The following is a 25,594-nucleotide window of genomic DNA, read 5'->3' as shown; positions in this document are numbered from 1 at the left end:
GCGTGCTGCCTGGCGGCGACGTTTCGTCCGAGGGCGCGTTGTCGGGTGGTGCGAATGGCGCGCCTGAGAGTGTTGTGCCCGGGAGCGCGCTGTCTGGCGGCGACGTTTCGCCCGAGAGCGCGTTGTCGGGCGGTGCGGACGGCGCGGCTGACAGTGCCGGGCTGGGCGATGTAGCGTCCGGGAGCGTGCTGCTCGGCGGGAAGGTCGCGTCCGGGAGCGTGCTGCCCGGCGGCCACGTATCGTCCGAGAGTGCGTTGTTGGGTAGTGCGAGTGATGCGGTGGCCGGTCGCAACGCCTGGTCCGAGGGTGCGGTGGCCGGTGGTAACGCCTTGTCCGTGAGCGCGGTGCCCGGCCGCAATTCCCCGCCTGGGAGCGCCGCGCCCGGAAATGGCATGTCGCTGGGATATTCAGCAGCACCGGGCAGCGCCATCGCACTGGAGGCCTCGGTCCCGCCCGGGACCACCGTCGCCCCGACCACCGCCTCAACGCCGACCCCACCACCCCCACGCGTTCCCGTAATCCCCTCGGCTGCACCGACAAGCGAGGGATCGGAGCTGAGCGAAGAGCTCTAATCGCATTACGTGCCTTTTGCGGGACCGCTGCCTCGGGTCATTGGGTGGCTGCGGCTCGATCGCCGCAGCTGTCGCGTCGACTAATTCGCCTGAGCGGGTCGGAGTTGAACGAAGAGCACGAGTCGCTTATCCGCGCGCTCAGGCTGCGCCCCGTCCATGGGTTGCCATAGGTATGCCCGATGGCCGGACGTTGCTATCAGCGAATCCACTTGTGCGACAGGAGTTATAAGCGCAAACGGGCATTCGTCGAATCAGGATGACGCGGTGTCGCCCAGCGATTCGGCGAGCGTTCGCAGTAGATCCGCCAGGTGGCCGCGGTCCCGCTTTTCCAGTGCGGCGAGGAGGCGCTGCTCGTTCTCCATGTGCAAGGGCAGCAGTTCGTCGATCAGGGTGCGGCCCGCCTCGGTGAGTTGGACGCGGATTGCTCTGCGGTCTTGCGGGCATGGCGCGCGCTCGACGAGGCCTTTGGCTGCGAGGCGGTCGATGCGGTTGGTGATGGCGCCGGAGGTGAGCATGGCGACTTGGTTCAGCGCCCCTGCGGTGAGGCCGTCCGTGCCGCTGGAGCGGCGCAGGGTCGCGAGCATGTCGAATTCCCAGAACTCCAGGCCGTGTCCGGCGAAGAACTTCTTCAGTTCCTGCTCCAGCAGGCGCGACAGGCGCTGGATGCGGCCGATCACCGCCATCGGTGACACGTCGACGTCCGGTCGTTCCCGGTTCCAGTGCTCGGTGAATAGATCGATCGCGTCGGCCACGGCATTCCTCTCGATAGCGATTATCTCAACATTCATCTACTTGACGGCGAGGTATGCCAGCGAGTAGATATTTCAACGTTGAGATTACCAATCAGGAGCGACCAACATGACAACAACCACCGCCGCGCGTGACTCGTATGCCGGCACCCTGGCGCTCGCCGCACTCGCCCCGATCACATGGGGCTCCACCTACGCCGTGACCACTGAATTCCTGCCGCCGGACCGCCCGCTGTTCACCGCGCTGATGCGCGCACTGCCCGCCGGACTCGCGCTGCTCGCCATCACCCGCGTACTGCCGCGCGGGGTCTGGGTCGGGCGCGCCGCCGCACTCGGCGTCCTCAATATCGGCGCGTTCTTCCCGCTGTTGTTCCTGGCCGCCTACCGACTGCCCGGTGGTGTCGCCGGAGTGCTCGGCGCGGTTGCCCCGATGTTCGCACTGGCCTTCGCCACCGTTGTACTCGCCGAAAAGCCCAGCGGGCGCAAGGTGATCGCGGGTCTGATCGGTGTCTTCGGTGTCGCGCTTGTGGTGCTGCGCGCCAATGCGCAGCTCGATACGGTCGGTGTCATCGCCGGACTCGCCGGCGCGGCGTCCATGGCGATGGGCACCGTGCTAACCCAGCGCTGGGGTCGACCCGAGGGCGTCGGACCGCTCGCGATCACCGGCTGGCAGCTCACCGCGGGTGGCCTGTTCATCGCACCGTTCGCCTTCCTGGTCGAGGGCGCGCCGCCCGCACTCGACGGCCGGGCCGTCGGTGGCTACCTGTACCTCGGTGTCATCGGCACCGCGCTGGCGTACTTCCTCTGGTTCCGCGGCATCGCCAAGGTGCCCGCGACCTCGGTCGCCTTCCTCGGACTGCTCAGCCCGGTATCAGCGGCTGTGATCGGGTGGATCGCGCTCGGCCAGGCGCTGAGCCCGCTGCAGGTCCTCGGTCTCGGTATCGCGCTCGGTGGCACGTTGCTCGGCCAGATGGCCGCCAAGCCGCGGATCGCGCGCGCCGTGGTCATGCCTCGGGTGCCGGTCGGGGCACGTTAATGGGTTGACCTTGACGCTACGTCAACTTGCAAGCTAGTTGTACCGACGAGAAAGAAGGGAGAACAGGTCATGCGAACGGACACTGAATGGTCCATCCAGGATCTGGCCAAGGCGGCTGGTACCACCAGCCGAACGCTGCGCCACTACGGGCAGCTCGGGCTGCTGCCGCCGAGTCGGATCGGCACCAACGGCTACCGCTACTACGACCAGGACTCCCTGGTTCGGCTGCAACGCATCCTGCTGCTGCGCGAACTCGGCCTCGGCCTTCCGGTCATCGCCGAAGTTCTAGCGGGCGAACAGGACACCGCCGCCGCACTGCGCGCGCACCTGGAACTGCTTCGGCAGGAACAGGATCGGATCCGGCGCCAGATCGAGTCGGTGACCACCACGCTGCACAAGACGGAACGAGGTGAACAACTCATGGCAGCAGAGGTTTTCGACGGTTTCGACCACACTCGGTACAAGGATGAGGTGATCGAACGCTGGGGCAAGGACGCCTACGAAAGCGGCGACCGCTGGTGGCGTTCGCTCAGCGAGGCGGATAAGCAGGCGTACTTCCAGACCCACCTGGATATCGCCGCCGACTACGGCCGAGCACACGCCACCGGACTCGCCCCCGACAGCGACGAGGTCCAGGTCATCGTCGCGCGGCACTACGACTGGATCGGGATCGGTTCCCAGCGCCGCCCGTCCTACGAGTACTTCACCGGACTCGGCGAAATGTACGTCGCCGACCCGCGGTTCGCGGCCAACTACGACGTACACGGTGACGGCACAACCGAATTCGTGCGTGACGCGATGAAGGCGTATGCCGAGGCCAACCTGCGATAGTTCGACGGGGTTCTCGTAGCCCACGCACCTGATAGCAGAGTGCCCGCACGCGATTGTTCGTGCGGGCACTCGGTGATCTTGCCCGCCTTCGCGCGGGCGCTTCTGGCTCTCACCTCGCTGTCGACCGATCGGGGGATCGCGGCCGAATCGACAACACCGCGTCCGGCGCGACGGCCGTAGGATCGGATCGTCCACAAACTAGTGGGGAGGAGTGTCGACGATGCTTTACCGGAGTGGGGATCGGCCGCCGAGCGGGGTGGTCGCGCAGATCGGTGCGGCACTCGCGGTGCTGTATGGGTTGGGGAGCGTGCTCGGCGGCACATTGCTCGTCGTCGACTTCATCGACAATCGAAGCCGGTTCGACAATTCGCTCGTCATCTTCACCACGCTCGGGGCGGCGCTGATGGCCATTGTCATGATCTTCGGCGGTATCCAGCTGTGGCGTCAGAACGAGACCGGGCGCTACACCCTGATCGTCGCATCCGGCCTATCACTCGCGATCGGCATTGTCGGACTTGCCGTTTCGCTCACCGATTACGAATTCGGCCTCGGTATCTTCTGGTGGTCCACCGCCGACCACCCGCTCTGGGTGTCCCCGTTCCTCGGCCTGGTCGGCCAGATGACCGCGCTGATCCAGGAAAACCTGCTCCGCTGCGCCATAGACCTCGCCCAGCCCCTCCTCATCCTCGTCCTGTGCGCCAACAAATACGCCGCCCGCTGGACCGCCGCCCGCCCCACCCACCCGTCACATCCCGCGCTGACCTACTGACCGCGCTCGCATCGAACGAAACCCGCACGGCGCGGTACAGTTCAGCGATCGAAGTGGGGAGGGAGATCTCGATGGGTTACCCATATGGCCAACCGGGGTATGGCTATCCGCAACCCGCGTACGGCTATCCGCAGCGAGCGAGTGGTGGCACTGCGATCACCGCCGCGGTCATCGCGGTGATCGTCGGTTTGCTCGGACTTGTCGGCGTGGTCATCGGACTGTTCGTCGCGATCGAGGAGAGCAACAAGTCGCACGAGTACGGCAGCTACGCTCCGGCCGCCCCGGCGGTGCCCGGCTACATCTACGGCCTGATCGCGCTCGGCGGACTCATCGCAGTTCTCTGGCTGCTCGGCGCGATTCTGCTATTCCGCCGCAGCACGGCAGGCCGGGTGATCCTGATCATCATGTCCTCGCTCAGCCTGATCGGCTCCGCGATGAGCATCGCCACCGGCAACCCCGCCGGTGCCGTCGTGGGGGTCATCCCCTTGACCATCCTCATCTGCGCTTCCGTGGGCTCCACCGGACGTTGGATCGCCGCAGCCCGCGCCCCCTACCCGCCGCAATATCCATATCCACCCGCCCCGATTTACGCTCAACCCCCGCAATACCCCCACTACTGACGATCAGTTCGTGGTCGAGCAATTGCGGTTCGCGCGGTAACGCTCTCGCACAACGAAAGCGGGGGAGCTGATGAGCCATCCGTACGGCCGGCCACATATCAGCCCGGCCACTACACGTAGCCGCGGCAGCCTCCTGCTGGGCAATCACCGTAGCCGTCTAATGAGCTCGGCCCACAGGTTGTTTCGGCCGCACTGACGTACTCCGGACGAAGTGCCTCGGGCGCTAACCCTCGAGCGCCTGCATCAGTTGATCTTCGGTGATCGGGGGTACTGGGAGGGGGTGGGCGGCGGTGGCTCGCAGGCCGTCCAGGATCAGGGCGAGGTGGCGGCGCCAGGCTTGGGGGGCGATTTTGGCGGTGGCTTCGATGATGCGGGTGTGCGACCAGGTGATGAAGGCTATGTCTTCCAGCACCCAGTCGGGGCGCAGGGCGCCGGATTCCTGTGCACGGGTGATGATTTGACGCATCAGGCCGTGGCCGTATTCCTGGGCGCGCGCGATCGCGGGGCTGGGGGCGCCGCGTAGGGCGAGGTCGCTGAGTAGGCGGTCGGCGGCTTGGAGTTCGCAGACCTTCTCGACGAGGTAGACGAAAGCGTCCCAGGGGTCCTGGATTTCGATCGCCTCCCGGGCGATGCGGCCGCCCGCCTCGATGCGGTCCTCGACGGCGGCGGCGATGAGGTCGTCGCGGGTGGGGAAACGGTTGTAGAGCGTGCCGATGGCCACGCCGGCGCGGGCGGCGATCTCCTTGAGTGGTGCGTCCAGGCCGCGTTCCTCGAAGACCTCGCGGGCGGCGTTGACGAGCGCGTCCCGATTGCGTTGGGCGTCGCTGCGTAACGGCTTGTCCACGGGCATTCGCCGATCCTACAAATCCGATACCGGATTTATCTTGAGCATAGGTTCAACTTAATGCTACCGTCGACGCTAACTTGAACCACTACTCAACTTAGCGAGGAAGTATGACCAAGACGATCGCGATATTCGGCTTCGGCCCAGGGCTCGGCATGGGGACCGGACGGCGGTTCGGCCGGGAAGGGTTCCGTGTGGCGGTCATCGGACGGAATCCGGAGAAGGCCCGCGCGCACGTGGCGGAACTGGCCGCCGAGGGCATCGAGGCCGCGGCCTTCCCGGCCGATCTCACCGATGAGAAGCAGCTGTACGGCGTGGTCGATGACATCACCGACAAGTTCGGGCAGATCGACGTCGCGATGCATGGCGCGGCGGGTGACGCGGTCAATCGCATCCCGACGACCCTCGATGTCGATGCCGCTGATCTGCGCATCCCGCTGGAATTGAAGGTCTATTCACCGATCTGGATGACCCGCGCGCTCGCGCCCACGATGATCGAGCGCGGTGAAGGGGCACTCCTGTTCTCATCCGGATATTCGGACAGGTATCCGGTCCCATATCTGTCCAATTTCGGTGTCGCGCTCGGCGCGCAGCGCACCTACATTCGCCAGCTCGCCGTCGAACTGCAAGGCACCGGCGTCTATGTCGGCCTGCTCAATATCGGCGCGCTGATCGGCAACAGCAAGGCCGAGCGCCTGGTCGACGAGCAGCCGGAACTGTTCCCGGCCGGGCTCGAGATCGTCCGGATGACCAATGACGAACTGGGCGACCACTATTGGCGCATGTACACCGACCGCGACGCCGTCGAGTCGGACATCGGCTTTCCGGAGTAGTTCAGGGTGGCGGCCGCCGGATCGCCCTGCGGTACGACTCCCGATTCGAGGCCGAGATATGGGTCGAGCTGGTCGGCGGTGCGGCCGCCTGCTATCTCACCCTGTCGGGCCGATGCATCGATGCCGCCGAGGCACTGCGCATCGGCTTGGTCGCGGAGGTCGTACCCGCGGCGGAGCTGATGGATACTGTGGGCCGCCTCGCCCGAGATATCGCACGCGGTCCGCGCGAGGCGCTGATACCCACGAAGGCGAAGACGGTGCGGCGCATGGGGTCGCTCGAAAGGGTCAGCGTTGGTGTAGTCGCCGAACCAACGCGAGTCCACGAAACTGGACAGATGATCAGTTTGGGTGAATATGTAATAGCCGCCGAGTTGCCGCGACGTGGTCGTTTCGGCTAACACCAGGAGAAATCCCGATGGCATCCGTCGGTGACTGCGCGCAGGTCGTGACTCCACCCGGCCCGCGGGCGGACTTCCGATACGCTGGGCACCCGTGACCGTCGCATCGTCCCCGGGTAACTCCGCAAACTCCGCCTCACAGTTCGATCTGATCGTCGTCGGCTCCGGATTCTTCGGGCTGACCGTCGCCGAGCGCGCCGCCAAACTGCTCGGTAAACGGGTATTAGTGATCGATCGTCGCTACCACCTCGGCGGCAACGCCTACTCGGAGCCGGAGCCGCAGACCGGGATCGAGGTGCACAAGTACGGGGCGCACCTGTTCCACACCTCGAACAAGCGGGTGTGGGACTACGTGACCCAGTTCACCGAATTCACCGGCTACCAGCACCGGGTCTTCGCGATGCACAAGGGGCAGGCCTATCAGTTCCCGATGGGCCTGGGTCTGATCTCCCAGTTCTTCGGCCGCTACTTCACCCCCGAACAGGCGCGCAAGCTGATCGCCGAACAGGCCTCGGAGGTCGAGACCAAGGACGCGCAGAACCTCGAGGAGAAGGCGATCTCGCTGATCGGCCGTCCGCTCTACGAGGCGTTCGTCCGCGATTACACCGCCAAGCAGTGGCAGACCGATCCGAAGGAACTGCCCGCCGGCAATATCACCCGCCTGCCGGTGCGCTACACCTTCGACAACCGCTACTTCAACGACACCTACGAGGGTCTGCCCAAAGAGGGTTACACGAAGTGGCTGGAGAATATGGCCGCCTCCGAGCTCATCGAGGTCCGGCTCAACACCGACTGGTTCGACGTGCGCGAGCAGATCCGCGCCGAGAACCCGGATGCCCCGGTCGTCTACACCGGACCGGTGGACCGCTACTTCGACTACAGCGAGGGCGAACTCGGCTGGCGCACCATCGATTTCGAGACCGAAGTGCTCGAAACCGGCGACTTCCAGGGCACCTCGGTCATGAATTACAACGATTCGGATGTGCCGTACACCCGCATTATCGAACCGCGGCACTTCCACCCGGAGCGCGATAGCTACCCGAACGACAAGACCGTGATCATGCGCGAATACTCCCGCTTCGCGCAGACCGGTGACGAGCCGTACTACCCGATCAATACACCGGAGGACCGCGCCAAGCTCACCGCGTACCGCGAGCTGGCGAAAAAGGAAACCGCGACGGCGAAGGTGCTTTTCGGTGGTCGCCTCGGCACCTACCAGTACCTGGATATGCATATGGCGATCGGCAGCGCGCTCAGCATGTTCGACAATGTCCTCCGGCCGCACCTGGAGTCGGGCGAGCCTCTTTCGGACCAGGAGGCGTAGATGAGCGACACTGGCGAAGCCCCGCTCATCGAAGCCGACCGGGTGCGGGTGTCCCGCACTGACGCTGAAAGCAACGAATGACCTCCCAATCGATTTTGGAAGACATGACCACCGAAACCCGCGCGAAGTCGCTGCTACAGCGCATTATCCTGCCCCGACCGGGTGAACCGCTGGACGTGCGCACCCTCTACCTGGAGGAGTCGCCGACCAATGCCCGGCGTGCACACGCCACCACCCGTACCTCGCTGTCGGTGGGCGCGGAGTCGGAGGTGTCGTTCTGCACCTACTTCAACGCGCTGCCCGCGAGCTACTGGCGTCGCTGGAGCATGCTGAAGTCGGTTGTGCTGCGGCTCGAGCTTGCCGGGCACGGTCGCGTGGACGTCTACCGCTCGAAGGCGGATGGCTCGCGAATCCACGTGCAGGGCAAGGAATTCGCGGTCGCGCTCGCGGGAGCGCAGGGCCCGGATGAGGCCGCCGAGCGTGACCACGGAGGGACCAGGGAGCGCCGCCGATCCAACACTGCTACCGAATCGGTGCATGTGGAATTCGAAGCCGATCTCGGCCCATTCGAGGACGGCGGCTGGATCTGGTTCGACATCACCACCGATACGGCGGTCACGCTGCTCTCGGGTGGTTGGTACGCACCGGTCGAGGCGCCCGGTGCGGGCACAATCGCGGTCGGCATGCCGACCTTCAACCGGCCGAGCGATCTGGTGAAAACCCTTGGCGCGCTGGGCTCGGATCCGCTGGTGCTGGAGAAGATCGCCGCGGTCATCGTCGCCGATCAGGGCAACCGCAAGGTGGTCGACGAGCCCGGCTTCACCGAGGCCGCCGCGGTGCTCGGCGATCGGCTCGCCATTCGCAATCAGCCCAACCTGGGCGGTTCGGGTGGCTACAGCCGGGTCATGTACGAGGCGCTGAAGACCACCGACGCCCAGTACATCGTCTACATGGACGACGATATCGAGATCGAACCCGATTCGATCCTGCGCGCGTTGGCCTTCGCCCGCTTCGCCAAATCGCCCATGCTGGTCGGCGGGCAGATGCTCAACCTGCAGGAGCGCTCACACCTGCACAGCATGGGTGAGGTCGTGGACCGCGGCATCTTCATGTGGACCTCCGCGCCGAATGTCGAATACGACCACGATTTCTCGAAGTACCCGCTCAAGGATCGCGACAACTCGAAGCTGCTGCACCGGCGCATCGACGTCGACTTCAATGGCTGGTGGACCTGTGTGATCCCGCGTCAGGTCGCCGAGGAGATCGGTCAGCCGCTGCCGCTGTTCCTGAAGTGGGACGACGTCGAATACGGGCTGCGCGCCCGCGATCACGGATACTCCACGGTCACTCTGCCCGGTGCGGCCGTCTGGCATATGGCCTGGAGCGATAAGGACGACGCGATCGACTGGCAGGCGTACTTCCACCTGCGCAACCGTCTGGTGGTCGCCTCGCTGCATCTGCCGGGCAACGGGCGCGGCATGGTCGTCAACACCGTCAAGGCCACCCTGAAACACCTACTCTGCCTGGAGTATTCGACGGTCGCCATCCAGAACTTGGCGATCAAGGACTTCCTCGCCGGACCGGAGCGCCTGTTCCAGTTGCTGCCGAGCGCGCTCGGCGCGGTGCACGAAATACGCAAGCAGTACCCGGATGCGGTCATCCTGCCGTCGTCCACCGAACTGCCGCTGGCCAGCCACATCGGCGTCGGCGCGGTCGGTGAACCGGCGAATCCGATCGCCAAAGTGGTCCGCCTGGCCAAGGGCGTCGTGCACAACTTCCGCGCGGCACATGCCGAGCATCATGAGCGTCCGCAGCTGAATGTGCCTACGCTGGACGCCCGTTGGTTCCTACTCTCGCAGATCGACGGCGTCACCGTCACCACCGCGGACGGCCGTGGCGTGGTCTACCGCAAGCGCGATCCGCGTCAGGCCCTCGGCCTGTTCAAGGAGGCCATGCGGCTGCGCAAGGAGTTGGCGGCCCGCTTCCCGGAGATGCAGCAGCGCTACCGCGCCGCACACCCGACGCTGACCAGCACGGCGGCCTGGGAGAACGTCTTCGGTATCGACACGAAGGATGAGCAGTAGTGAGTCTGGAAGCCACCGCCGCGGACGACAACACCGCGGTACGCCCGAGTGCGAACGGACACGGCGGCCCGGTATCCGCGGTGCCGTCGGCGCCGCAACCGCCCGAAGTCAAGATCATCAACGCGGTTCAGGCCACCATCGGCACCAAGCCCGAGGTGATCAAGGCCGCGCGTGGCATGTCGCATTTCGGTGAGCACGCGCTCGGCTGGATCGGCATCGCGGCGGCGGGCTGGCTCGTCGACAAACCGCGGCGTCGGCAGTGGGCCGGGGTCGCGGTCGGCGCGGTCGGTGCGCACGCCGCATCGATCGTCATCAAGCGCATCGTCCGTCGCCCGCGGCCCAATGATCCATCGGTGCAGGTCAACGTCTCGACGCCGAGCAAACTGAGCTTCCCGTCCTCGCACGCGACCTCGACGACGGCAGCGGCGGTGTTGCTCGGCAGACTGACCGGGCTACCCTTGCCTGCGGTGCTCGTCCCACCGATGCTGCTCTCCCGGGTTGTGCTCGGGGTGCACTATCCCTCCGACGTGCTCGCCGGTTCCGCGCTCGGCGCCGCGTCCGCCGCTGTTGTGCTTGCCGCCGAAAAGAGACTCGATAGTGACCGCACAAGAAAAGACCTTGGTTGACATGAGTGAAGAGCCGACCAGCACGGACCTAGCCGAAGCAGTAGTCAAAGGCCCGCCCAAGACACTGCCCGGCGGGCTGTTCAAGGCGGTCCGCCCGCGTCAGTGGGTCAAGAACGTGCTGGTGCTCGCCGCGCCACTGGCCGCCGGTCCCGATACGGCCACCGACTTGACCGTGCTCGGTCACGTTGGGCTCGCGTTCGTGGTCTTCTGCATGGCGGCCTCGGGCATCTACCTGGTGAACGACGCACTCGACGTCGAGGCCGACCGGGCGCACCCGACCAAGCGATACCGCCCGATCGCCGCGGGCATCGTCCCGGTAAACCTGGCGTACCTGCTCTCGATGGTGCTGCTGCTCGGCTCGATCGCCGGATCGTTCCTGGCCTCCTGGCATCTGGCCGTGGTGATGACCGTCTATATCGGCATCCAGCTGGCCTACTGCTTCGGCCTCAAGCACCAGGCGGTGCTGGATATCTGCATCGTGTCCTCGGGCTTCCTGCTGCGCGCGGTCGCCGGTGGTGCGGCCGCGAATATCGAGCTGTCGCAATGGTTCCTGCTGATCATGGCGTTCGGCTCGCTGTTCATGGCCGCGGGTAAGCGCTACGCCGAACTGCAGATCGCGCTGAGCACCGGCGCCAAGATCCGCAAGTCGCTGGAGTACTACACACCGACGTATCTCCGCTTCATCTGGACTCTCGCCGCGACCGCGGTAGTGGTGTTCTACGGCCTGTGGGCGTTCCAACAGGACAATCTGAAGCACACCAATTGGTTCGCAATCTCGATGATTCCGTTTACCATCGCAATCCTGCGTTACGCGGTCGACGTCGATGGCGGCGAGGCCGGTGAACCCGAAGAGATCGCGCTGGGGGATCGCATCCTCCAGTTCCTCGCAATCGCCTGGATCGGAGCGGTAGGTGTCGCTGTCTATCTCACCTGACGAACTGTTGGTAGAGGGAGTGGAGCGAACAGAACAAGTAACGAAGGAGCCGGCCGAAGGGCCGGCTCGTTCGGCCTTGTGGTTCGCCAGGCTATCCCGAGCCACCTTCGTCGGTGGGATCGCACTCACTGTCGTCCTATTTTCGGTCGGCGCCTGGCAGCGACGTTGGATCGCCGACGACGGCCTCATCGTGCTGCGCACGGTGCGGAACCTGTTGGCGGGCAACGGGCCGGTTTTCAACGAGGGCGAGCGCGTCGAGACCAATACCAGTACCGCGTGGACCTATCTGGTGTGGTTCTTCAGCTGGCTCACCAAGGCCAGGCTGGAGTACGTCGTACTCGGTGTCGCGCTGACGGTGTCGATGTCGGCGATCGTCTTCGCCATGCTCGGCGCCGCACGGCTGTGGGGCGGTACGAAAACGGCGCTGCTGCTGCCGGCGGGCGTATTCGTCTACATCGCCCTGCCGCCCGCCCGTGACTACGCCACCTCCGGTCTGGAGAGCGGTCTGGTCATCTGCTGGCTGGGTCTGCTGTGGTGGCAACTGGTGCGCTGGAGCCAGACCGAGCGAGTGAAGCTGCCCGCGCTGTTCGGGCTGGTGTTCCTCGCCGGCCTCGCACCGCTGATCCGTCCGGAGATGACGCTGGTCGGCGCGCTGTCGCTGCTGATGATCTTCCTGGCCCCGATGCCGCGGTCCCGGCTGCACCCGATCGTTTTGCGCGGCTTGATCGTTGCCGCCGCCGGACTGGTGCCGATGTGCTACCAGGTCTGGCGGATGGGCTACTACGGCCTGCCCTATCCGAATACCGCGGTCGCCAAGGACGCGGGCGGCGCCAAGTGGGGTCAGGGCTGCAAATACCTGTGGGATCTGGTCGGTCCGTACTACCTGTGGGTGCCGCTGCTGGTGCTGCTGGTGCTCGGTGTGGTCGCGGGCCGCTCGTCGCGTTCCGCCAAGGAATCCGCCGAGCGCGGCTGGACGGTGCGCCGGGTCCGTGAATGGCTGCACTCGCCGAGCGCGGTGGTCGCGCTCGTGCTCGGCAGCGGATTCGTCCTCACGATCTACGCCCTGCGCGTCGGCGGTGACTTCATGCACGGCCGGATGCTGCTGCCGCAGCTGTTCTGCCTACTGCTGCCGGTCGCCGTGGTGCCGCTGCGGCTGCCCGAGGGCGGCCTGCGAGCGGTGACAGCCAAGAATTGGTCCTTTGCGGTGATCGCGCTCGCGCTGCTCGGCACCGCGGGCTGGGCGCTGTTCGCGGCCAACACCACGGCCATCAAGTCCGGCACCAAGATCAGTTCCTCCGGCATCGTCGACGAGCGCGTCTACTACGTCCTCAATACCGGCCACGACCATCCGATCCTGGCTGAGGACTACCTGGACTACCCGCGCGTGCGGGCCATGGTGAACAACATCGCCGAAACCCCCGACGGCGGTCTCCTGCTGAACTCGCCGTCGTTCATGTTCTGGTACATCGCGCCGCCGCCGCAGCCGATTCCCGAGGGTGGCGCCGGACATACCGTCTACTTCCTGAACCTCGGCATGACCAGTATGAACGTCCCGCTGGACGTGCGCGTCATCGACCAGATGGGCTTGGCCTATCCGCTGGCCGCGCACACCGACCGGCTCACCGACGGCCGGATCGGCCACGACAAGAGCCTGTATCCGGACTGGGTCGTGGTGGATCTCGGCATGGTCGACCGGCATCCGTGGATGCCCTGGTACATGGACGAGAAGTGGGTTACCCAGGCGCGTACCGCCATGAGCTGCCCGGAGACCGTGGCACTGAATATCTCCTACCGTGATCCGCTCACCTGGGGCCGCTTCAAGCACAACCTGATCCACGCACTGCATTTCGCGAAATACCGGATCGATCGCGTGCCGAAGTACGAGATCGAGCGGTGTGGGTTAGTTGACCCGTATCCTCAACCGCAAAGGTAAGACGCAACTCCTGTCACACTGGGCCCATGGATCTCCGTGGGCTCAGTTCTTTCACTGACCAGGGCAAATAAACGTGGCGCATATCGCTTTATCTCTTTTTGATAACGTCACCGCATCGATGAAGCGATATGGTACGTGGGAACGCCCGTCGGGGCGTCCGATTCGACATGGCCCATCCAGTGGTCAACGTAGAGACGCGGTCGTAGTACGACCGCATAACGAAAGGCCGTAAACCAGATGCGAGGCGTGATCGGGCGAAGGACGCAGAATGGACGTCTGAAAACCCGTAGAGCCAGTTCGTGGCTCAAGCGGTCGGTGCTGATGTCGCTGGCTATCTTGCTGCCGCTCGGGGTGTCAGTAGCAGGTCCGGCGGGTTCCGCGTCGGCTGCGTTCAACCCGGACGGCTTCGATTTCTGGGTCGACTCCAGCATGGGTCCGATCAAGTCGCGGATCTTCCGCGCCGCGGACGGCAATACCGGCCGCGTGGTCTACGCGCTCGACGGTATGCGGGCCCGCGGTGACCTGAGCGGCTGGGAGAACGATACCGAGGTCGCCCGTGAACTGACCAAGTGGAATATCAATGTGGTCATGCCGGTCGGCGGCCCGTCCAGCTTCTACGCGGACTGGAACGCGCCGGGTAACTTCCTCGGCCTGAGCACCGGTTCGTCGGGTTCGGCCAACGGTTCTTCCTCCGGGTCCGCGATGACCGGCTCCTCGGGTTGGAACGAGACTCTCGGCAAGTCGAACACCTACAAGTGGGAGACCTTCCTGACCAGCGATCTGCGCAATGCCCTGCGTGATCGCCTCGGCTTCAGCCCCACCCGCAACGGCGTCTTCGGCCTGTCCATGGGCGGCAGCGCCGCGCTGACGCTCTCGGCCTACCACCCGGACCAGTTCGTCTACGCCGGTTCGTATTCCGGCTACCTGAACATCTCCGCACCGGGTATGCGCGAGGCGCTGCGCGTCGCGATGATCAGCGCTGGTGGCTACAACATCGATGCGATGGCGCCGCCGTGGGGCCCGCAGTGGCTGCGCATGGACCCGTTCGTCTTCGCGCCGCGACTGATCCAGAACGGCACCAGGCTCTGGGTTGCCGCCGGCAGCGCACTGCCCGGTCCGGCCGATGCCAGCTCGCCGATCGATGTCATCCAGGGCACGCCGCTGGAGGCACTCGCGCTGGTCAACACCCGGGCCTTCCAGGTCCGGATGGCGACACTGGGTGCGCAGAATGTCACCTACAGCTTCCCCTCTGTCGGCATCCACAACTGGCACAACTGGGAGTCCGAGGTCTACCGCATGATCCCGGACCTCTCCGCCAACATCGGGTAATCCGAGACCTGCTCGAAACCGCCTGGCGTGTTCGCACGCCAGGCGGTTTTTTTGTTTGCTCGCATCCGTCCGAAACCCCCGTTGACAACGAATCAGCTGCGTGATGCCTTCGGTAGTTGTGGGGTGAATCACTTTCCAGCAACATAGAAGCATTTGCTGGAGGTTGATGTACAAAGAGCATGCATAGAGGTCGAATCGTCCGTTTTGAGTAGGACGGTGCGTCTGTATGCCCGATGAGGGGTCGGCCGAAGTCGCTAACTATTTGCTGGCTGGCCGTCCGGATGAAAGGTCGAGTCGAATGCGAAGTGTGCGCTGGAAACGTAGGCCCCCGCGTCGGGACCCAGGATCTGCCTCGGGTTACTGGGCAAAGAAATTGGTGTTCGGCGTGGCGACGGCCATGCTGTTACCGCTCGGGATCTCCGTGGCGGGCATCGGCGCCACCGCATCGGCTGGCTTCGACCCGGCGGCCTTCGACTTCTGGGTCGACTCCAGCATGGGCCCGATCAAGACCCGAGTGCTACGGGCCGCGGACGGCAATACCAACCGTGTTGTGTACGCGCTCGACGGCCTGCGCGCTCCGGAGACGTTGAACGGCTGGGAGATCGAGACCAACGTCGCCGAGCAGATGGCGAGTTGGAATATCAACGTCGTCATGCCAGTCGGTGGCATGTCGAGCTTCTACGCCGACTGGAACGCGCCCAGTGAGTTCTTCGGGGTTCCCGCGGGCTCCGGCTCGAACTCCGGCTCCGGCGCGATGAACGCGCTCTCGGGTGGTCCCGGCAAGAGTTATCGGTATCAGTGGGAGACCTTCCTGACCAATGATCTGCGCTGGGCGCTGCGCGACCGGCTCGGGTTCAACCCGAACGGCAACGGTGTCTTCGGGCTGTCCATGGGCGGAAGCGCCGCACTCACACTGGCTGCCTATCATCCGGACCAATTCAGGTTCGCGGGTTCGTACTCCGGCTTCCTGAACAACTCCGCGCCAGGTATGCGTGAGGCAATCCGGGCGGCGATGCTGGACGCGGGCGGCTACAACGTGGACTCGATGGCGCCGCCGTGGGGCCCACAGTGGCTGCGGATGGACCCGTTCGTCTTCGCCCCCAACCTGGTGCGTAACGGCACCAGGCTCTGGATTGCCGCGGCGAGCGGATTGCCGACCTCTCAGGACGGCCCGAGCTTCAACACGCTCTACGGCATGGGCCTGGAATCGTTGGCGCTGGCCAACACTCGGGCCTTCCAGGTGCGCATGGCGACGCTGGGTGGCGGTAATGCCGTCTACGATTTCCCGGCCTATGGCGTCCACGCCTGGAACAACTGGCAGGACGAGTTCAACCGCATGCTCCCGGACCTCTCCGCCAACATCGGTTAGTTTTACGCACCGATCGGACCGCCTGGACGCCAGGCGGTCCGTTTGTTTTGTCCGGATTCATCTATTTGTTCGCTTGTTGTCTGGGTGATCGCTGGGAAGTGTTCGGCGCGGTATGTCCGATTTCGGTCCGTAGTTGGAGTCCGCAGCGACAAATTCTCCGGATTTCCTCACGGTCCGGCACGGCGGCGGCATTTCGTTCGGGTGCGGTCCGAAGATTTGCCTATAGAAGAGCGATAACGCTGAGACCTTCTGTGCGCGGGAGGCATCGGTGCGGAGTGTCGATCCTCATGCGCGACAACAGCGAACGGCGCTCGCATGGGCGGAAGGTCGAATCGATGCGGCCTCGCGAACTAGTTGCCAGTGGTTGGCTGCAGCGGTCGGTGGTCGGAGTGGCATTGGCACTGCCCTCCGGAATAGCCGCTGCCGATCTCAGCGGCTGGGAGATCGAAACCGAGATCTGCCGAAGTGGAATATCTGTTGTGGGCGGCAGTGCGACGCTGACGCTAGCGGTATATCACCCGGACCAATTCCGCTATGCCGGTTCGTTTTCGGGCTACTTGAATATTTCGGTGCCCAGGTATGCGCATGGCGCTGCGGCTGGCATTGCTGGAGCCGATCACGACCCATGCCTTCCGGGTCCGGCTGGATCCCCAGGCCCGAGGAACGCGGTCTTGCGCTACCCCGCGGTCGGCGTGCACGCCTGGTGCTACTGGGCCGACCGAGCACTCGGGATGGTGCCGGATCCGAGCCGGTACTCCCGGGCAAGGATTGGGACTCCCTAGTGACCCCCTAATCTTTGTCCGAAATTCCCGTTCCGACACGACATCTCCGGACGAACGCGATAAGGTCTCCGCACGATCACAGCTTGTGAACGGGCGGAATTCGGTCACTCGAATACCCCGGTCTTGCTAAGGCTTCGCATGTCGAATAACCTCCAGCGAGCGCAAGTGTGACCAGATCGTTGTAGCGCCGTCTCTTGTGCCGGAATGTCGGGTACCGGTTCGCATGTGACGCGCGTCTCGTTGGCAGCACGGGTGTTGCCCGGCCCGCAAGGGCTACGGGCGACACCACAACAGCAGAAAGAGAGCAGGATTCATGGGTTTCGGCAGGGCGGCCGCGCCGAAGAGAACCAAGTCGGGACGGCGGGGCACGCCTCGTGGTTGGCGGAATCGAATTCTGGCTGTCGGTGCCGCGGCGTTGGCGCTACCGATCGCCGCAGGCGTGACGGGCCCGACCGTTGCCTTGGCCGCGCCGGTGCACGGCCCCGCGCTGCGGACGCCGTCGGGCGGCTTCGAGGACCTGATGGTCCCGTCCCAGATGGGGCCGATCAAGGTCCAGGTGCAGTGGGCAGCGCGCGGCGGTAACGCGGCGCTGTATCTGCTCGACGGCTTGCGGGCACGTGACGACCGCAATGCGTGGTCGTTCGAGACGAACGCCCTCCAGCAGTTCGGCAACGACAACATCTCGCTGATCATGCCGGTCGGCGGCCAGTCGAGCTTCTATGCCGACTGGTACAGCCCGAGCAACACCAACGGCCAGAAGACCACCTACAAGTGGGAGACCTTCCTCACCAGGGAACTCCCCGCCTTCCTCGAGGGCTACGGTGTGTCGCGCACGAACAACGCGGTTGTCGGTCTCTCGATGGGTGGTTCGGCCGCGCTGGCACTGGCCGCCTATCACCGCGACCAGTTCAAGTACGCCGCGTCCTACTCCGGCTACCTGAACATCTCCGCGCCGGGTATGCGTGAGGCGATCCGCATCGCGATGCTGGATGCCGGCCGCTACAACGTGGACTCGATGGCCGCGCCGTGGAGCTCGCAGTGGCTGCGGATGGACCCGTTCGTCTTCGCGCCGCAGCTGCGTGGTCTGCCGATGTACATCTCGGCGGCCAGCGGTCTGCCGGGGCAGTACGACAACCCGAACTCGGCTGTCGGCTACTTCAACACCGCCAACGGTATGGCGCTGGAGGCGCTCTCGCTGGTGAACACCCGCGCGTTCCAGTCTCGCCTGGGCTCGCTCGGCATTCCGGCCACGTTCGACTTCCCGGCCGCGGGTACCCACTCGTGGAAGTACTGGGAGGGTGAGCTGTGGAACTCCCACAACGGCATCCTCGACGCCACCGGCGGTTGGTGAGCTGAGGGTCTAGACGCCGAACGGCGCCATCTGCTTCCGAACGGAAGCAGATGGCGCCGTTTCGCGTTTGAAGGCGGAAAAGCCTATCCGCGTGTCTACCGGCTACCGCGCCGCAACCGGGGTAGGAAACACATGTGGCAGCACTCGCATTCGGCAGACGGGGGCGGCGCGGGCGGCGTGACGGGCGTGTGGCCCGCGGCCGGGTCGCGCTGCTCGCCATCGCCATCGTGATCCCACTCGCATCCAGCATTTCCCCGGCGACCGCGCCGGCAAACGCCCAGCCCGCCGTCGCTGCGGCCGTCGGCGCGACGATGCAGCGGGTGGTGTGGCTGACCGATCGACGGGTCGCGCTGTGGATCAATTCACCGTCGATGGCCAACCCCATCCAGGTGCAGCTGCTGCTGGCCCGGGATTGGAACGCCCACCCGGAGGCCAGGTTCCCGGCCCTGTTCATGCTCGACGGTCTGCGGGCCACCGAGGAGGAGAGCGGCTGGACCCACGACGCCGGTGCGGTGGATTTCTACGCCGATAAGAACGTCACGGTGGTGCTGCCGGTCGGCGGTCAGTCCAGCTTCTACTCCGACTGGCTGCAGCCGGACAACGGTCGCAACTACAAATGGGAGACCTTTCTGACCAAAGAACTTCCGCCGCTACTGGAGAGCCAGTGGCGGACCACGGAGGTGCGTGGCATGGAAGGCATTTCGATGGGCGGCACGGCCGCGATGTTCCTGGCCGGCCGCAATCCGAACTTCGCGAAATACGCCGCGTCGTACTCCGGCGTGCTGACCACGACCACCCTCGGCATGCCGCAGGCGATCCAGTTCGCCATGCACGATGCGGGCGGCTTCGATTCGGCCGCCATGTGGGGTCCGCCGGGCGGTCCGGAATGGGACAGCCACGACCCATATGCGTTGGCGGACAAGCTCAAGGGCGTCAGCCTGTATATCTCCAGCGGTAACGGCTCGACCGGGCCGTTCGACCTGGCCAGCGGCATTCCCGGGGTAAGCACCAATTACGCGGGCATGGGCTTGGAGATCCTATCCCGGCTGACCTCGCAGAACTTCGTGACCAAACTCGCCAAGCTCTCCATCCCCGCCCAGGTGAATTACCGTCCCTCCGGTACGCATTCGTGGCCGTACTGGGATTTCGAAATGCGGCAGTCCTGGCCGCAGGCCGCCGCCGCGCTCGGGGTCGACCCGAACAAACCGCCGTGCCAGACCGGGGGCGCGATCGCCGCGCTGGCCAGCGGCAACGGCTGGCTCGGTGAATGCCTGACCGGTGAGTACCCGGTGGCGGGCGGCATCGCGCAGGACTTCAAGGGCGGTCGGGTCTTCTATTCGCAGGCCGACGGGGCGCACGCGGTCGGCGGCATGATCGGCGGCGGCTACCAGGCCGCGCTCGGCCCGAGCGGTTCGCTCGGCCTGCCCACCGATGACGAGCGCGGGCTGCCGGATGGCCGCGGACGCATGCAGGCCTTCCAGAACGGCCTGCTCTACTGGACTGCGCGAACCGGCGCCCAGGTGGTGCGCGGCGCCATTCTCGACGAATGGGGCAGGCAGGGCTTCGAGAGCGGTCCGGCCGGATATCCCACCGGGCCGGAGACCAAGGCCCCCAATAAGGACGGTGTAGTCCAGCCCTTCGAAAACGGCCCGCTCTACTACAGCGCGAAGACCGGCGCGCATCATGTGCAGGGGATGATCCTGGGCAAGTACGCCGAATTGGGTTATGAGAACAGCCAACTCGGTTTCCCTACCGCCGCCGAGGCCCCGAGCAAGGATTTCGGACGCTACAGCAAGTTCGAGGGCGGAAATATCTACTGGAGCCCGCTCTCGGGTGCGTGGGCGGTGCGTTCGGGTCCGATCATGGATATGTGGTCGGTGGTCGGCTATGAGAACGGCAGGCTCGGGTATCCGACCAGTGACCAGTTCGCCATTCCCGGCGGCACCCAGCAGAATTTCCAGACCGGATTCATAACCGTGCACGATGGCAAGCCCGAAGTTCACGGTATTTGATCCCAACCGGTCTGTTTGCTGACCGACTGCACCTATGGTTGGCTTTCCTCTAGCCTGGGTGGCGACCCGACCCCTTAGTGAACAGATCGAGGACACGAATTCATGCATCGGACCCGCGGAAAGGTTATCGGCGTAGTCGTGGGGATCGCCGCTACCGGCTTGCTCGCCGCTTGTGGCAATAACGATTCGACGGCCACGAGTACGCCGACTCTGTCGCACACCACGACGGCGGCGCCCACCCCCGCCTCGACCAGCGCCGCTGCGACCGGTCAGCCGTCGCAGGCCCCCGAGACGCCCACCGATACGGCGACGCCGGAGCGTCCGCAGCCCGTCCCGACCAATGCCGCCCCCGAGGACACCTCGAAGCTCACCGACAAGGACAAGAAGTTCCTCGACGCGCTCAAGGCCGCGGGCATCACCCCGTCCACCCCGGATATCGCGCTGAGCATCGGCTCCTACGTCTGCCAGGGCATCGCGGCGAATGCCTCCGATCAGGATCTGATGACCTTCGTCTCGGCCATGGCCGGATCGGATCCGTCCTTCGATCCGGCGAAGATGCCAGTGGAGAAGGCCGGAAGGATCTACATCGATACGGCTAAGGCGACGTACTGCCAGTGAGTGCGCGTCTCGGTTCGGCCTCCCGCCGGCCCCGAAAACCGGCGGGATGTCTGCTCTTCATCGGTCTGGTGGTGCTCGTCCTCGTCATCGCGCTGCTGCTGTGGTTCGTGCTCGCCGGTCCACTGCGCAAGCCGAAGCCCGGCCCGAAGCCGCCGCCGCCGCCGACCTCCCAGCCGGCCTGGTGCCCCGATGTGCAGATGATTTCGATACCCGGTACCTGGGAATCGAATAGCAACGACGATCCGCACAATCCGACGGCCAATCCGATCTCGTTGATGCTCAACGTCTCCGGGCCGGTGTCGCAACAGTTCTCGGAGGGGCGGCTCGATGTATACACCGTTCCGTACGTCGCGCAGTTCTCCAATCCGATCGCCATTCCGCCGGACGGTCAGCAGTCCTACAACAACAGCCGCTCCGAGGGCTGGCAGCGTGCGCTCGACGCGATGTCGAATCGGTACCGCGACTGTCCGCTGACCACGTATGTGCTCGCCGGGTTCTCCCAGGGCGCGGTGATCGCGGGCGATATCGCCAACCAGATCGGCGTGGGCAAGGGGCCGGTACCCGCGGACAAGGTGCTGGGCGTCATGCTGATCGCCGACGGTCGCCGCACCGGTGACACTGGGCCGGGGCAGGCCATCCAGATCGGCACCGCGCCCGCCGGAGTCGGCGCCGAGATCGCGCTCAACGGGTTGAAGGTGCCCGGGATCACGATGACCGGCGCAAGGGAAGGTGGTTTCGGCTCGCTCGCCGATCGCACCTACACCATCTGCGCGCCGGGTGATCTGATCTGCGATTCGCCGCACGACGCGTTGAGTCCCCTGAACATCGTGGGCAGCGTGCTGACCCTCGTCCGCGCGGTGGGCAACCCGGTGCACAGCCTCTACAACGGTTACGTGGTGGACGGCGATGGCACCACCGCGACACAGTGGACAGTGAACTGGGCCGAAGGTTTGATCGAAGCAGCGCCCCACCCGGCGCATGCTTGACCGCCTCCCCGGGCCTTTACCGGTCATGGGAGCCTCGACAGTGCCGTCGCGGACCGACGGTCGAGTGCGGGTGAGCCGCTGGGCGTACCCGGCGAGTTACCCATGGGCGCACGAAATCAGTTGTTTCCTTGGTGACCGGTCACATGAAACCCGCCTGATCGCGGTGCTAGTGACGCAAGCCCGGGCAACTACACACCACAACGCTGTAAAGTGCGCCTGATGATCGCGATGCCGGCCCTCGAGCCCCCAGAAGTGTGGGCACGATGCGGCCGGGCGTCGCGCCCACATTTCCTTACAGCCAGGAGCATGAGTTCATGACAGAAGCCGCCGCTAGCGATCGCTTGCGGGTCGCTCGAAACGGCACTGCACCGGCCACCACGGCGAGCCCTGACGCGGATGCCGAGTTGACCGCGCTGGGTACTCCGCTGCGGCCCTTCCGCTTCGCGGCCGCGGGCGAGGGAAATAAGCAAGAGGGCGGGGCCAGGAAGTTCGTCCAGACCGCGCAGACGGCCGAGGAATACGGCTTCGACACCTTCGTCGTGCCCGATCACCTGGGTGACCAGATCGGCCCGATCGCCGCACTCGGTGCGCTGACCCAGGCCACCGAGCGGATCCGGCTGGGAACCTCGGTGCTGGCCAATGGTTTCCGGCATCCGGTGGTGCTGGCCAAGGACCTGGCCACCATCGACGTGCTGTCCAAGGGCCGCCTCGAGGTCGGCATCGGCGCGGGCTGGAAGCAGGACGAATTCGTCGCCGCTGGTCTGCCATACGAATCGCCGGGTGTGCGCCTTGCGAAGTTGGACGAGACCCTGAGCATCCTCGATGTGCTGCTGCGTGGCCAGGAATGCACCTTCGAGGGCAAGTACTACCAGGTGCACGGTGTCAAGGGCACGCCACGGCCGCGGCAGGGCCCGCGCCCGCCGATCTGCACCGGCGGCGGCGGCCCGAAGATGCTGCGACTGGCCGCCAAGCACGCCGATATCATCTCGGTCGTTCCGGTCACCACCAAGAACGGCAAGGGACTGCTGTCCGGGATCACCTTGGAAAAGACCATCGAGAAGGTGAACCTGATCAAGGAAGCCGCGGGTGAGCGTTTCGCCGATATCGAGCTGAACTGGGCCATTACCGCGATCGTCATCACCGACGATCGGGAGAAGACCGCCGAGATGGCGTTGTCGGCCATCGATCGTGGACTGCACCCGGACCTCGAGGTCGACGTAAAACTGTCGGTCGAGGAAATCCTCGCCTCGCCATATGTGGCGATCGGCACGTTCGAGGAGATCGCCGAACAGATCCGTCAGGTGCGGCAACTCACATCGATGTCCTATGTCGGTGTGTTCCCAACCCAGATGGACGCGTTCGCGCCGATTATTCCGCTGCTGCGGGGGGAGTGACCCGGTCTTCTCTGTAACATGACTCTGGTTTGAGAACATCTAGCCGATAGCGGTCTACCGCGCAGACCGCAATAAAATCTGCAGGCTGGCTCTTGCATGTAGAGCACCCGCGGGCGATAGCGAGTCGGGGCCTCACAGGTAACAGCGGCGTTGTCGCCGTCTTGCTGCGTGTGCCTCGGAGGAGATGAAGGAATGGAAGAGACTTTCGACGATTACCTGGATGAGACCGGGAACATCCGTATTCCCGATGATCACACCCTGGTGGACCACGTCGAGAAGCACACCCGCAACGACGCGAACACCCTCGCGTACCGCTACATCGACTATTCGCGCGAGCGTGACGGTGAGGCGCAGGAGCTGACGTGGCGTGAGTTCGGTATTCGGCTGCGCGCGGTGGCCGCTCGACTGCAACAGGTGACCAACCCGGGTGACCGGGTCGCGATCCTCGCCCCGCAGGGCCTGGATTACGTGATCTCCTTCTTCGCCGCGATCTACGCGGGCACCATCTCGGTGCCGCTGTTCGACCCGGACGAGCCGGGCCACACCGACCGCCTGCACGCGGTGCTCGGCGACTGCGAACCCTCGGCCATTCTGACCGCGAGCTCCTCCGCGGCCGGTGTGCGCCAGTTCTTCCGCTCGCTGCCCGCCGCCCAGCGTCCGCGCATCATCGCGGTCGACGCGATCCCGGACGCCGTTGGCGAGAGCTGGGTGCGACCCGATGTCGCCGTCGATGACATCGCCTACCTGCAGTACACCTCGGGCTCCACGCGCGTCCCGGCCGGTGTCGAGATCACCCACCGGGCGGTCGGCACCAATCTGCTGCAGATGGTCGACGCGATCAACCTGGACTGGAACTCGCGCGGTGTCACCTGGCTGCCGCTGTTCCACGATATGGGCCTGCTGACGGTGATCCTGCCCGCGGTCGGCGGCAAGTACATCACCATCATGTCGCCGAGCGCGTTCGTGCGCCGCCCGTACCGCTGGATCAAGGAACTGGCCGCACACAACGACGGCGCCGGAACCTTCGCCGCCGCACCGAACTTCGCCTTCGAGCACGCCGCCGCGCGTGGTCTGCCGAAGAACGGCGAATCGCTGGACCTGTCGAATGTCATCGGCCTGATCAACGGCAGTGAGCCGGTGACCACCTCGTCGATGAAGAAGTTCAACGATGCGTTCGCCCCGTACGGCCTGCCCAAGACCGCGATCAAGCCCTGCTACGGCATGGCCGAGGCGACGCTGTTCGTCTCCGCGACCAAGGCCGAGGACGAGGCCAAGGTCGTCTACGTCGACCGCAACGAGCTCAACGCAGGCCGCATGATCAGGGTCGAGCAGGGCGCCGAGAACGCCATCGCTCAGGTCTCCTGCGGTTATGTCGCGCTGTCGCAATGGGCCGCCATCGTCGATCCGGAGACCGTCGATTCCGACGGTGGCGGGCACGAGCTGGCCGACGGTCAGGTCGGTGAGATCTGGCTGCACGGCAACAATATGGGCATCGGCTACTGGGGTCGTCCGGACGAGACCGCAGCGACCTTCCACAACAAGGTCGCCCACCGCCTGTCCGAGGGCAGCCGCACCGAGGGCACCGCGCTCGACGCCAACTGGATGCGCACCGGCGACTACGGCGTGTACTACGAGGGCGAGCTGTACATCACGGGTCGGGTGAAGGACCTCGTGATCGTCGACGGCCGCAATCACTACCCGCAGGACCTCGAGTTCTCCGCGCAGGAGGCCTCGAAGGCGCTGCGCCCCGGTTTCGTCGCCGCGTTCTCGGTGCCCGCGAACCAACTGCCCGCCGAGGTATTCGAACAGGGCAGCCATTCCGGCCTGAGCTTCGATGCCGACGACGCCTCCGAGCAGCTGGTCATTGTGGCCGAGCGCGGACCGGGCGCCGGTAAGGCCGACCCGCTGCCGATCGGCGACGCGGTCCGCGCGGCCATTTCCCAGCGCCACGGCGTGACCGTGCGCGACGTGCTCTTGGTCCCCGCTGGTTCGATTCCACGGACCTCCAGCGGAAAGATCGCTCGACGCGCCTGCAAGACTGCTTATCTGGAGGGAACGCTGCGGGGTGGTTACACCCAGCAGGCCTTCCCCGATGCACCGGAAGAGTAATTGCCCGAGGGTGGCTCGATCCGAATATCGACGCTCGGCGTGGCTTTCCACGCCGGGGGTCGATTCACGGCGTGCCCGGTACGCAGACAGG

The 25,594-nt window shown here is 65.2% G+C and carries 21 protein-coding genes and 2 pseudogenes; 21 read left to right on the top strand and 2 right to left on the bottom strand.

Translation table 11 applies throughout. The features are described 5' to 3' along the window. Positions 1 to 572 (top strand): annotated as a pseudogene (locus ACIBJI_RS27475) (hypothetical protein); the annotation flags it as partial. A gap of 251 nt (positions 573 to 823) precedes the next feature. Here ACIBJI_RS27475 and ACIBJI_RS27470 read toward each other — a convergent pair. Beyond that, on the bottom strand, positions 824 to 1,324 hold the full coding sequence (locus ACIBJI_RS27470; protein ID WP_364349428.1) for a MarR family transcriptional regulator: 501 nt from the start codon (positions 1,322 to 1,324) through the stop codon (positions 824 to 826). A 106-nt stretch (positions 1,325 to 1,430) separates the two neighbouring features. On the opposite strand from ACIBJI_RS27470, the gene ACIBJI_RS27465 reads away from it, so the two are divergent. The 4 genes from ACIBJI_RS27465 (at position 1,431) to ACIBJI_RS27450 (ending at position 4,577) form a co-directional block, all read left to right on the top strand. Beyond that, positions 1,431 to 2,357 (top strand): EamA family transporter, encoded by a 927-nt coding sequence (locus tag ACIBJI_RS27465; protein WP_364349431.1) that lies wholly within the window; start codon positions 1,431 to 1,433, stop codon positions 2,355 to 2,357. A gap of 69 nt (positions 2,358 to 2,426) precedes the next feature. Continuing rightward, positions 2,427 to 3,188: a MerR family transcriptional regulator gene (locus tag ACIBJI_RS27460; protein WP_364349434.1), complete on the top strand. Its 762-nt coding sequence runs from the start codon at positions 2,427 to 2,429 to the stop codon at positions 3,186 to 3,188. Positions 3,189 to 3,408: 220 nt separating this feature from the next. Continuing rightward, the gene (locus ACIBJI_RS27455; protein ID WP_397086515.1) at positions 3,409 to 3,957 is read left to right on the top strand and encodes a hypothetical protein; all 549 of its coding nucleotides are present in this window, start codon (positions 3,409 to 3,411) and stop codon (positions 3,955 to 3,957) included. A 71-nt stretch (positions 3,958 to 4,028) separates the two neighbouring features. Further along, complete coding sequence (locus tag ACIBJI_RS27450; protein WP_397086513.1) at positions 4,029 to 4,577, top strand: hypothetical protein; 549 nt, start codon at positions 4,029 to 4,031, stop codon at positions 4,575 to 4,577. A 223-nt stretch (positions 4,578 to 4,800) separates the two neighbouring features. Here ACIBJI_RS27450 and ACIBJI_RS27445 read toward each other — a convergent pair whose 3' ends face one another. After that, on the bottom strand, positions 4,801 to 5,427 hold the full coding sequence (locus ACIBJI_RS27445; RefSeq protein ID WP_364349443.1) for a helix-turn-helix domain-containing protein: 627 nt from the start codon (positions 5,425 to 5,427) through the stop codon (positions 4,801 to 4,803). Positions 5,428 to 5,531: 104 nt separating this feature from the next. On the opposite strand from ACIBJI_RS27445, the gene ACIBJI_RS27440 reads away from it, so the two are divergent. The 16 genes and pseudogenes from ACIBJI_RS27440 to fadD32 all read left to right on the top strand — a co-directional run bounded on the left by ACIBJI_RS27440 (position 5,532) and on the right by fadD32 (position 25,503). Then, complete coding sequence (locus ACIBJI_RS27440; protein ID WP_364349446.1) at positions 5,532 to 6,254, top strand: SDR family oxidoreductase; 723 nt, start codon at positions 5,532 to 5,534, stop codon at positions 6,252 to 6,254. Further along, positions 6,197 to 6,652, top strand: a complete 456-nt coding sequence (locus tag ACIBJI_RS27435; RefSeq protein ID WP_397086511.1) for an enoyl-CoA hydratase/isomerase family protein — start codon at positions 6,197 to 6,199, stop codon at positions 6,650 to 6,652. Before ACIBJI_RS27440 ends, ACIBJI_RS27435 begins: the two co-directional genes overlap by 58 nt. 94 nt (positions 6,653 to 6,746) lie before the next feature. Then, the gene (gene glf, locus ACIBJI_RS27430) at positions 6,747 to 7,976 is read left to right on the top strand and encodes a UDP-galactopyranose mutase (RefSeq protein WP_364349451.1); all 1,230 of its coding nucleotides are present in this window, start codon (positions 6,747 to 6,749) and stop codon (positions 7,974 to 7,976) included. Positions 7,977 to 8,053: 77 nt separating this feature from the next. Next, entirely contained in the window at positions 8,054 to 10,060 is a 2,007-nt protein-coding gene (locus tag ACIBJI_RS27425) for a glycosyltransferase (RefSeq protein WP_397086509.1), read from the top strand. An 80-nt stretch (positions 10,061 to 10,140) separates the two neighbouring features. After that, on the top strand, positions 10,141 to 10,686 hold the full coding sequence (locus ACIBJI_RS27420; RefSeq protein WP_040685888.1) for a phosphatase PAP2 family protein: 546 nt from the start codon (positions 10,141 to 10,143) through the stop codon (positions 10,684 to 10,686). A gap of 1 nt (position 10,687) precedes the next feature. Beyond that, positions 10,688 to 11,620: a decaprenyl-phosphate phosphoribosyltransferase gene (locus ACIBJI_RS27415; protein WP_364349455.1), complete on the top strand. Its 933-nt coding sequence runs from the start codon at positions 10,688 to 10,690 to the stop codon at positions 11,618 to 11,620. A gap of 7 nt (positions 11,621 to 11,627) precedes the next feature. After that, on the top strand, positions 11,628 to 13,553 hold the full coding sequence (zomB, locus tag ACIBJI_RS27410; RefSeq protein ID WP_397086651.1) for a flagellar motor control protein ZomB: 1,926 nt from the start codon (positions 11,628 to 11,630) through the stop codon (positions 13,551 to 13,553). 237 nt (positions 13,554 to 13,790) lie between these two features. Beyond that, entirely contained in the window at positions 13,791 to 14,882 is a 1,092-nt protein-coding gene (locus ACIBJI_RS27405) for an alpha/beta hydrolase (protein ID WP_397086507.1), read from the top strand. A gap of 397 nt (positions 14,883 to 15,279) precedes the next feature. Beyond that, positions 15,280 to 16,251, top strand: coding sequence for an alpha/beta hydrolase (locus ACIBJI_RS27400; protein WP_396958355.1), 972 nt, complete (start codon positions 15,280 to 15,282; stop codon positions 16,249 to 16,251). Between the two features lie 479 nt (positions 16,252 to 16,730). Next, positions 16,731 to 17,033: pseudogene (locus ACIBJI_RS27395) on the top strand (alpha/beta hydrolase-fold protein); the annotation flags it as partial. Between the two features lie 313 nt (positions 17,034 to 17,346). Beyond that, on the top strand, positions 17,347 to 18,384 hold the full coding sequence (locus ACIBJI_RS27390; protein WP_364349467.1) for an alpha/beta hydrolase family protein: 1,038 nt from the start codon (positions 17,347 to 17,349) through the stop codon (positions 18,382 to 18,384). A 134-nt stretch (positions 18,385 to 18,518) separates the two neighbouring features. Beyond that, positions 18,519 to 20,396, top strand: a complete 1,878-nt coding sequence (locus tag ACIBJI_RS27385; protein WP_397086505.1) for an alpha/beta hydrolase-fold protein — start codon at positions 18,519 to 18,521, stop codon at positions 20,394 to 20,396. 102 nt (positions 20,397 to 20,498) lie between these two features. Then, positions 20,499 to 21,014, top strand: a complete 516-nt coding sequence (locus ACIBJI_RS27380; protein WP_364349473.1) for a DUF732 domain-containing protein — start codon at positions 20,499 to 20,501, stop codon at positions 21,012 to 21,014. After that, complete coding sequence (locus ACIBJI_RS27375; RefSeq protein WP_364349476.1) at positions 21,011 to 22,000, top strand: cutinase family protein; 990 nt, start codon at positions 21,011 to 21,013, stop codon at positions 21,998 to 22,000. Before ACIBJI_RS27380 ends, ACIBJI_RS27375 begins: the two co-directional genes overlap by 4 nt. A 314-nt stretch (positions 22,001 to 22,314) precedes the next feature. Further along, positions 22,315 to 23,394, top strand: a complete 1,080-nt coding sequence (locus ACIBJI_RS27370; RefSeq protein WP_397086502.1) for an LLM class F420-dependent oxidoreductase — start codon at positions 22,315 to 22,317, stop codon at positions 23,392 to 23,394. 192 nt (positions 23,395 to 23,586) lie between these two features. Further along, positions 23,587 to 25,503: a long-chain-fatty-acid--AMP ligase FadD32 gene (fadD32, locus tag ACIBJI_RS27365; protein ID WP_397086500.1), complete on the top strand. Its 1,917-nt coding sequence runs from the start codon at positions 23,587 to 23,589 to the stop codon at positions 25,501 to 25,503. Positions 25,504 to 25,594: the final 91 nt, after the last annotated feature.

This window comes from Nocardia sp. NPDC050408, assembly GCF_044458905.1.
GTDB lineage: Bacteria > Actinomycetota > Actinomycetes > Mycobacteriales > Mycobacteriaceae > Nocardia.
The sequence above is the reverse complement of the archived record's forward strand: the minus strand, read 5'-3'. Positions and strand labels throughout refer to the sequence as shown.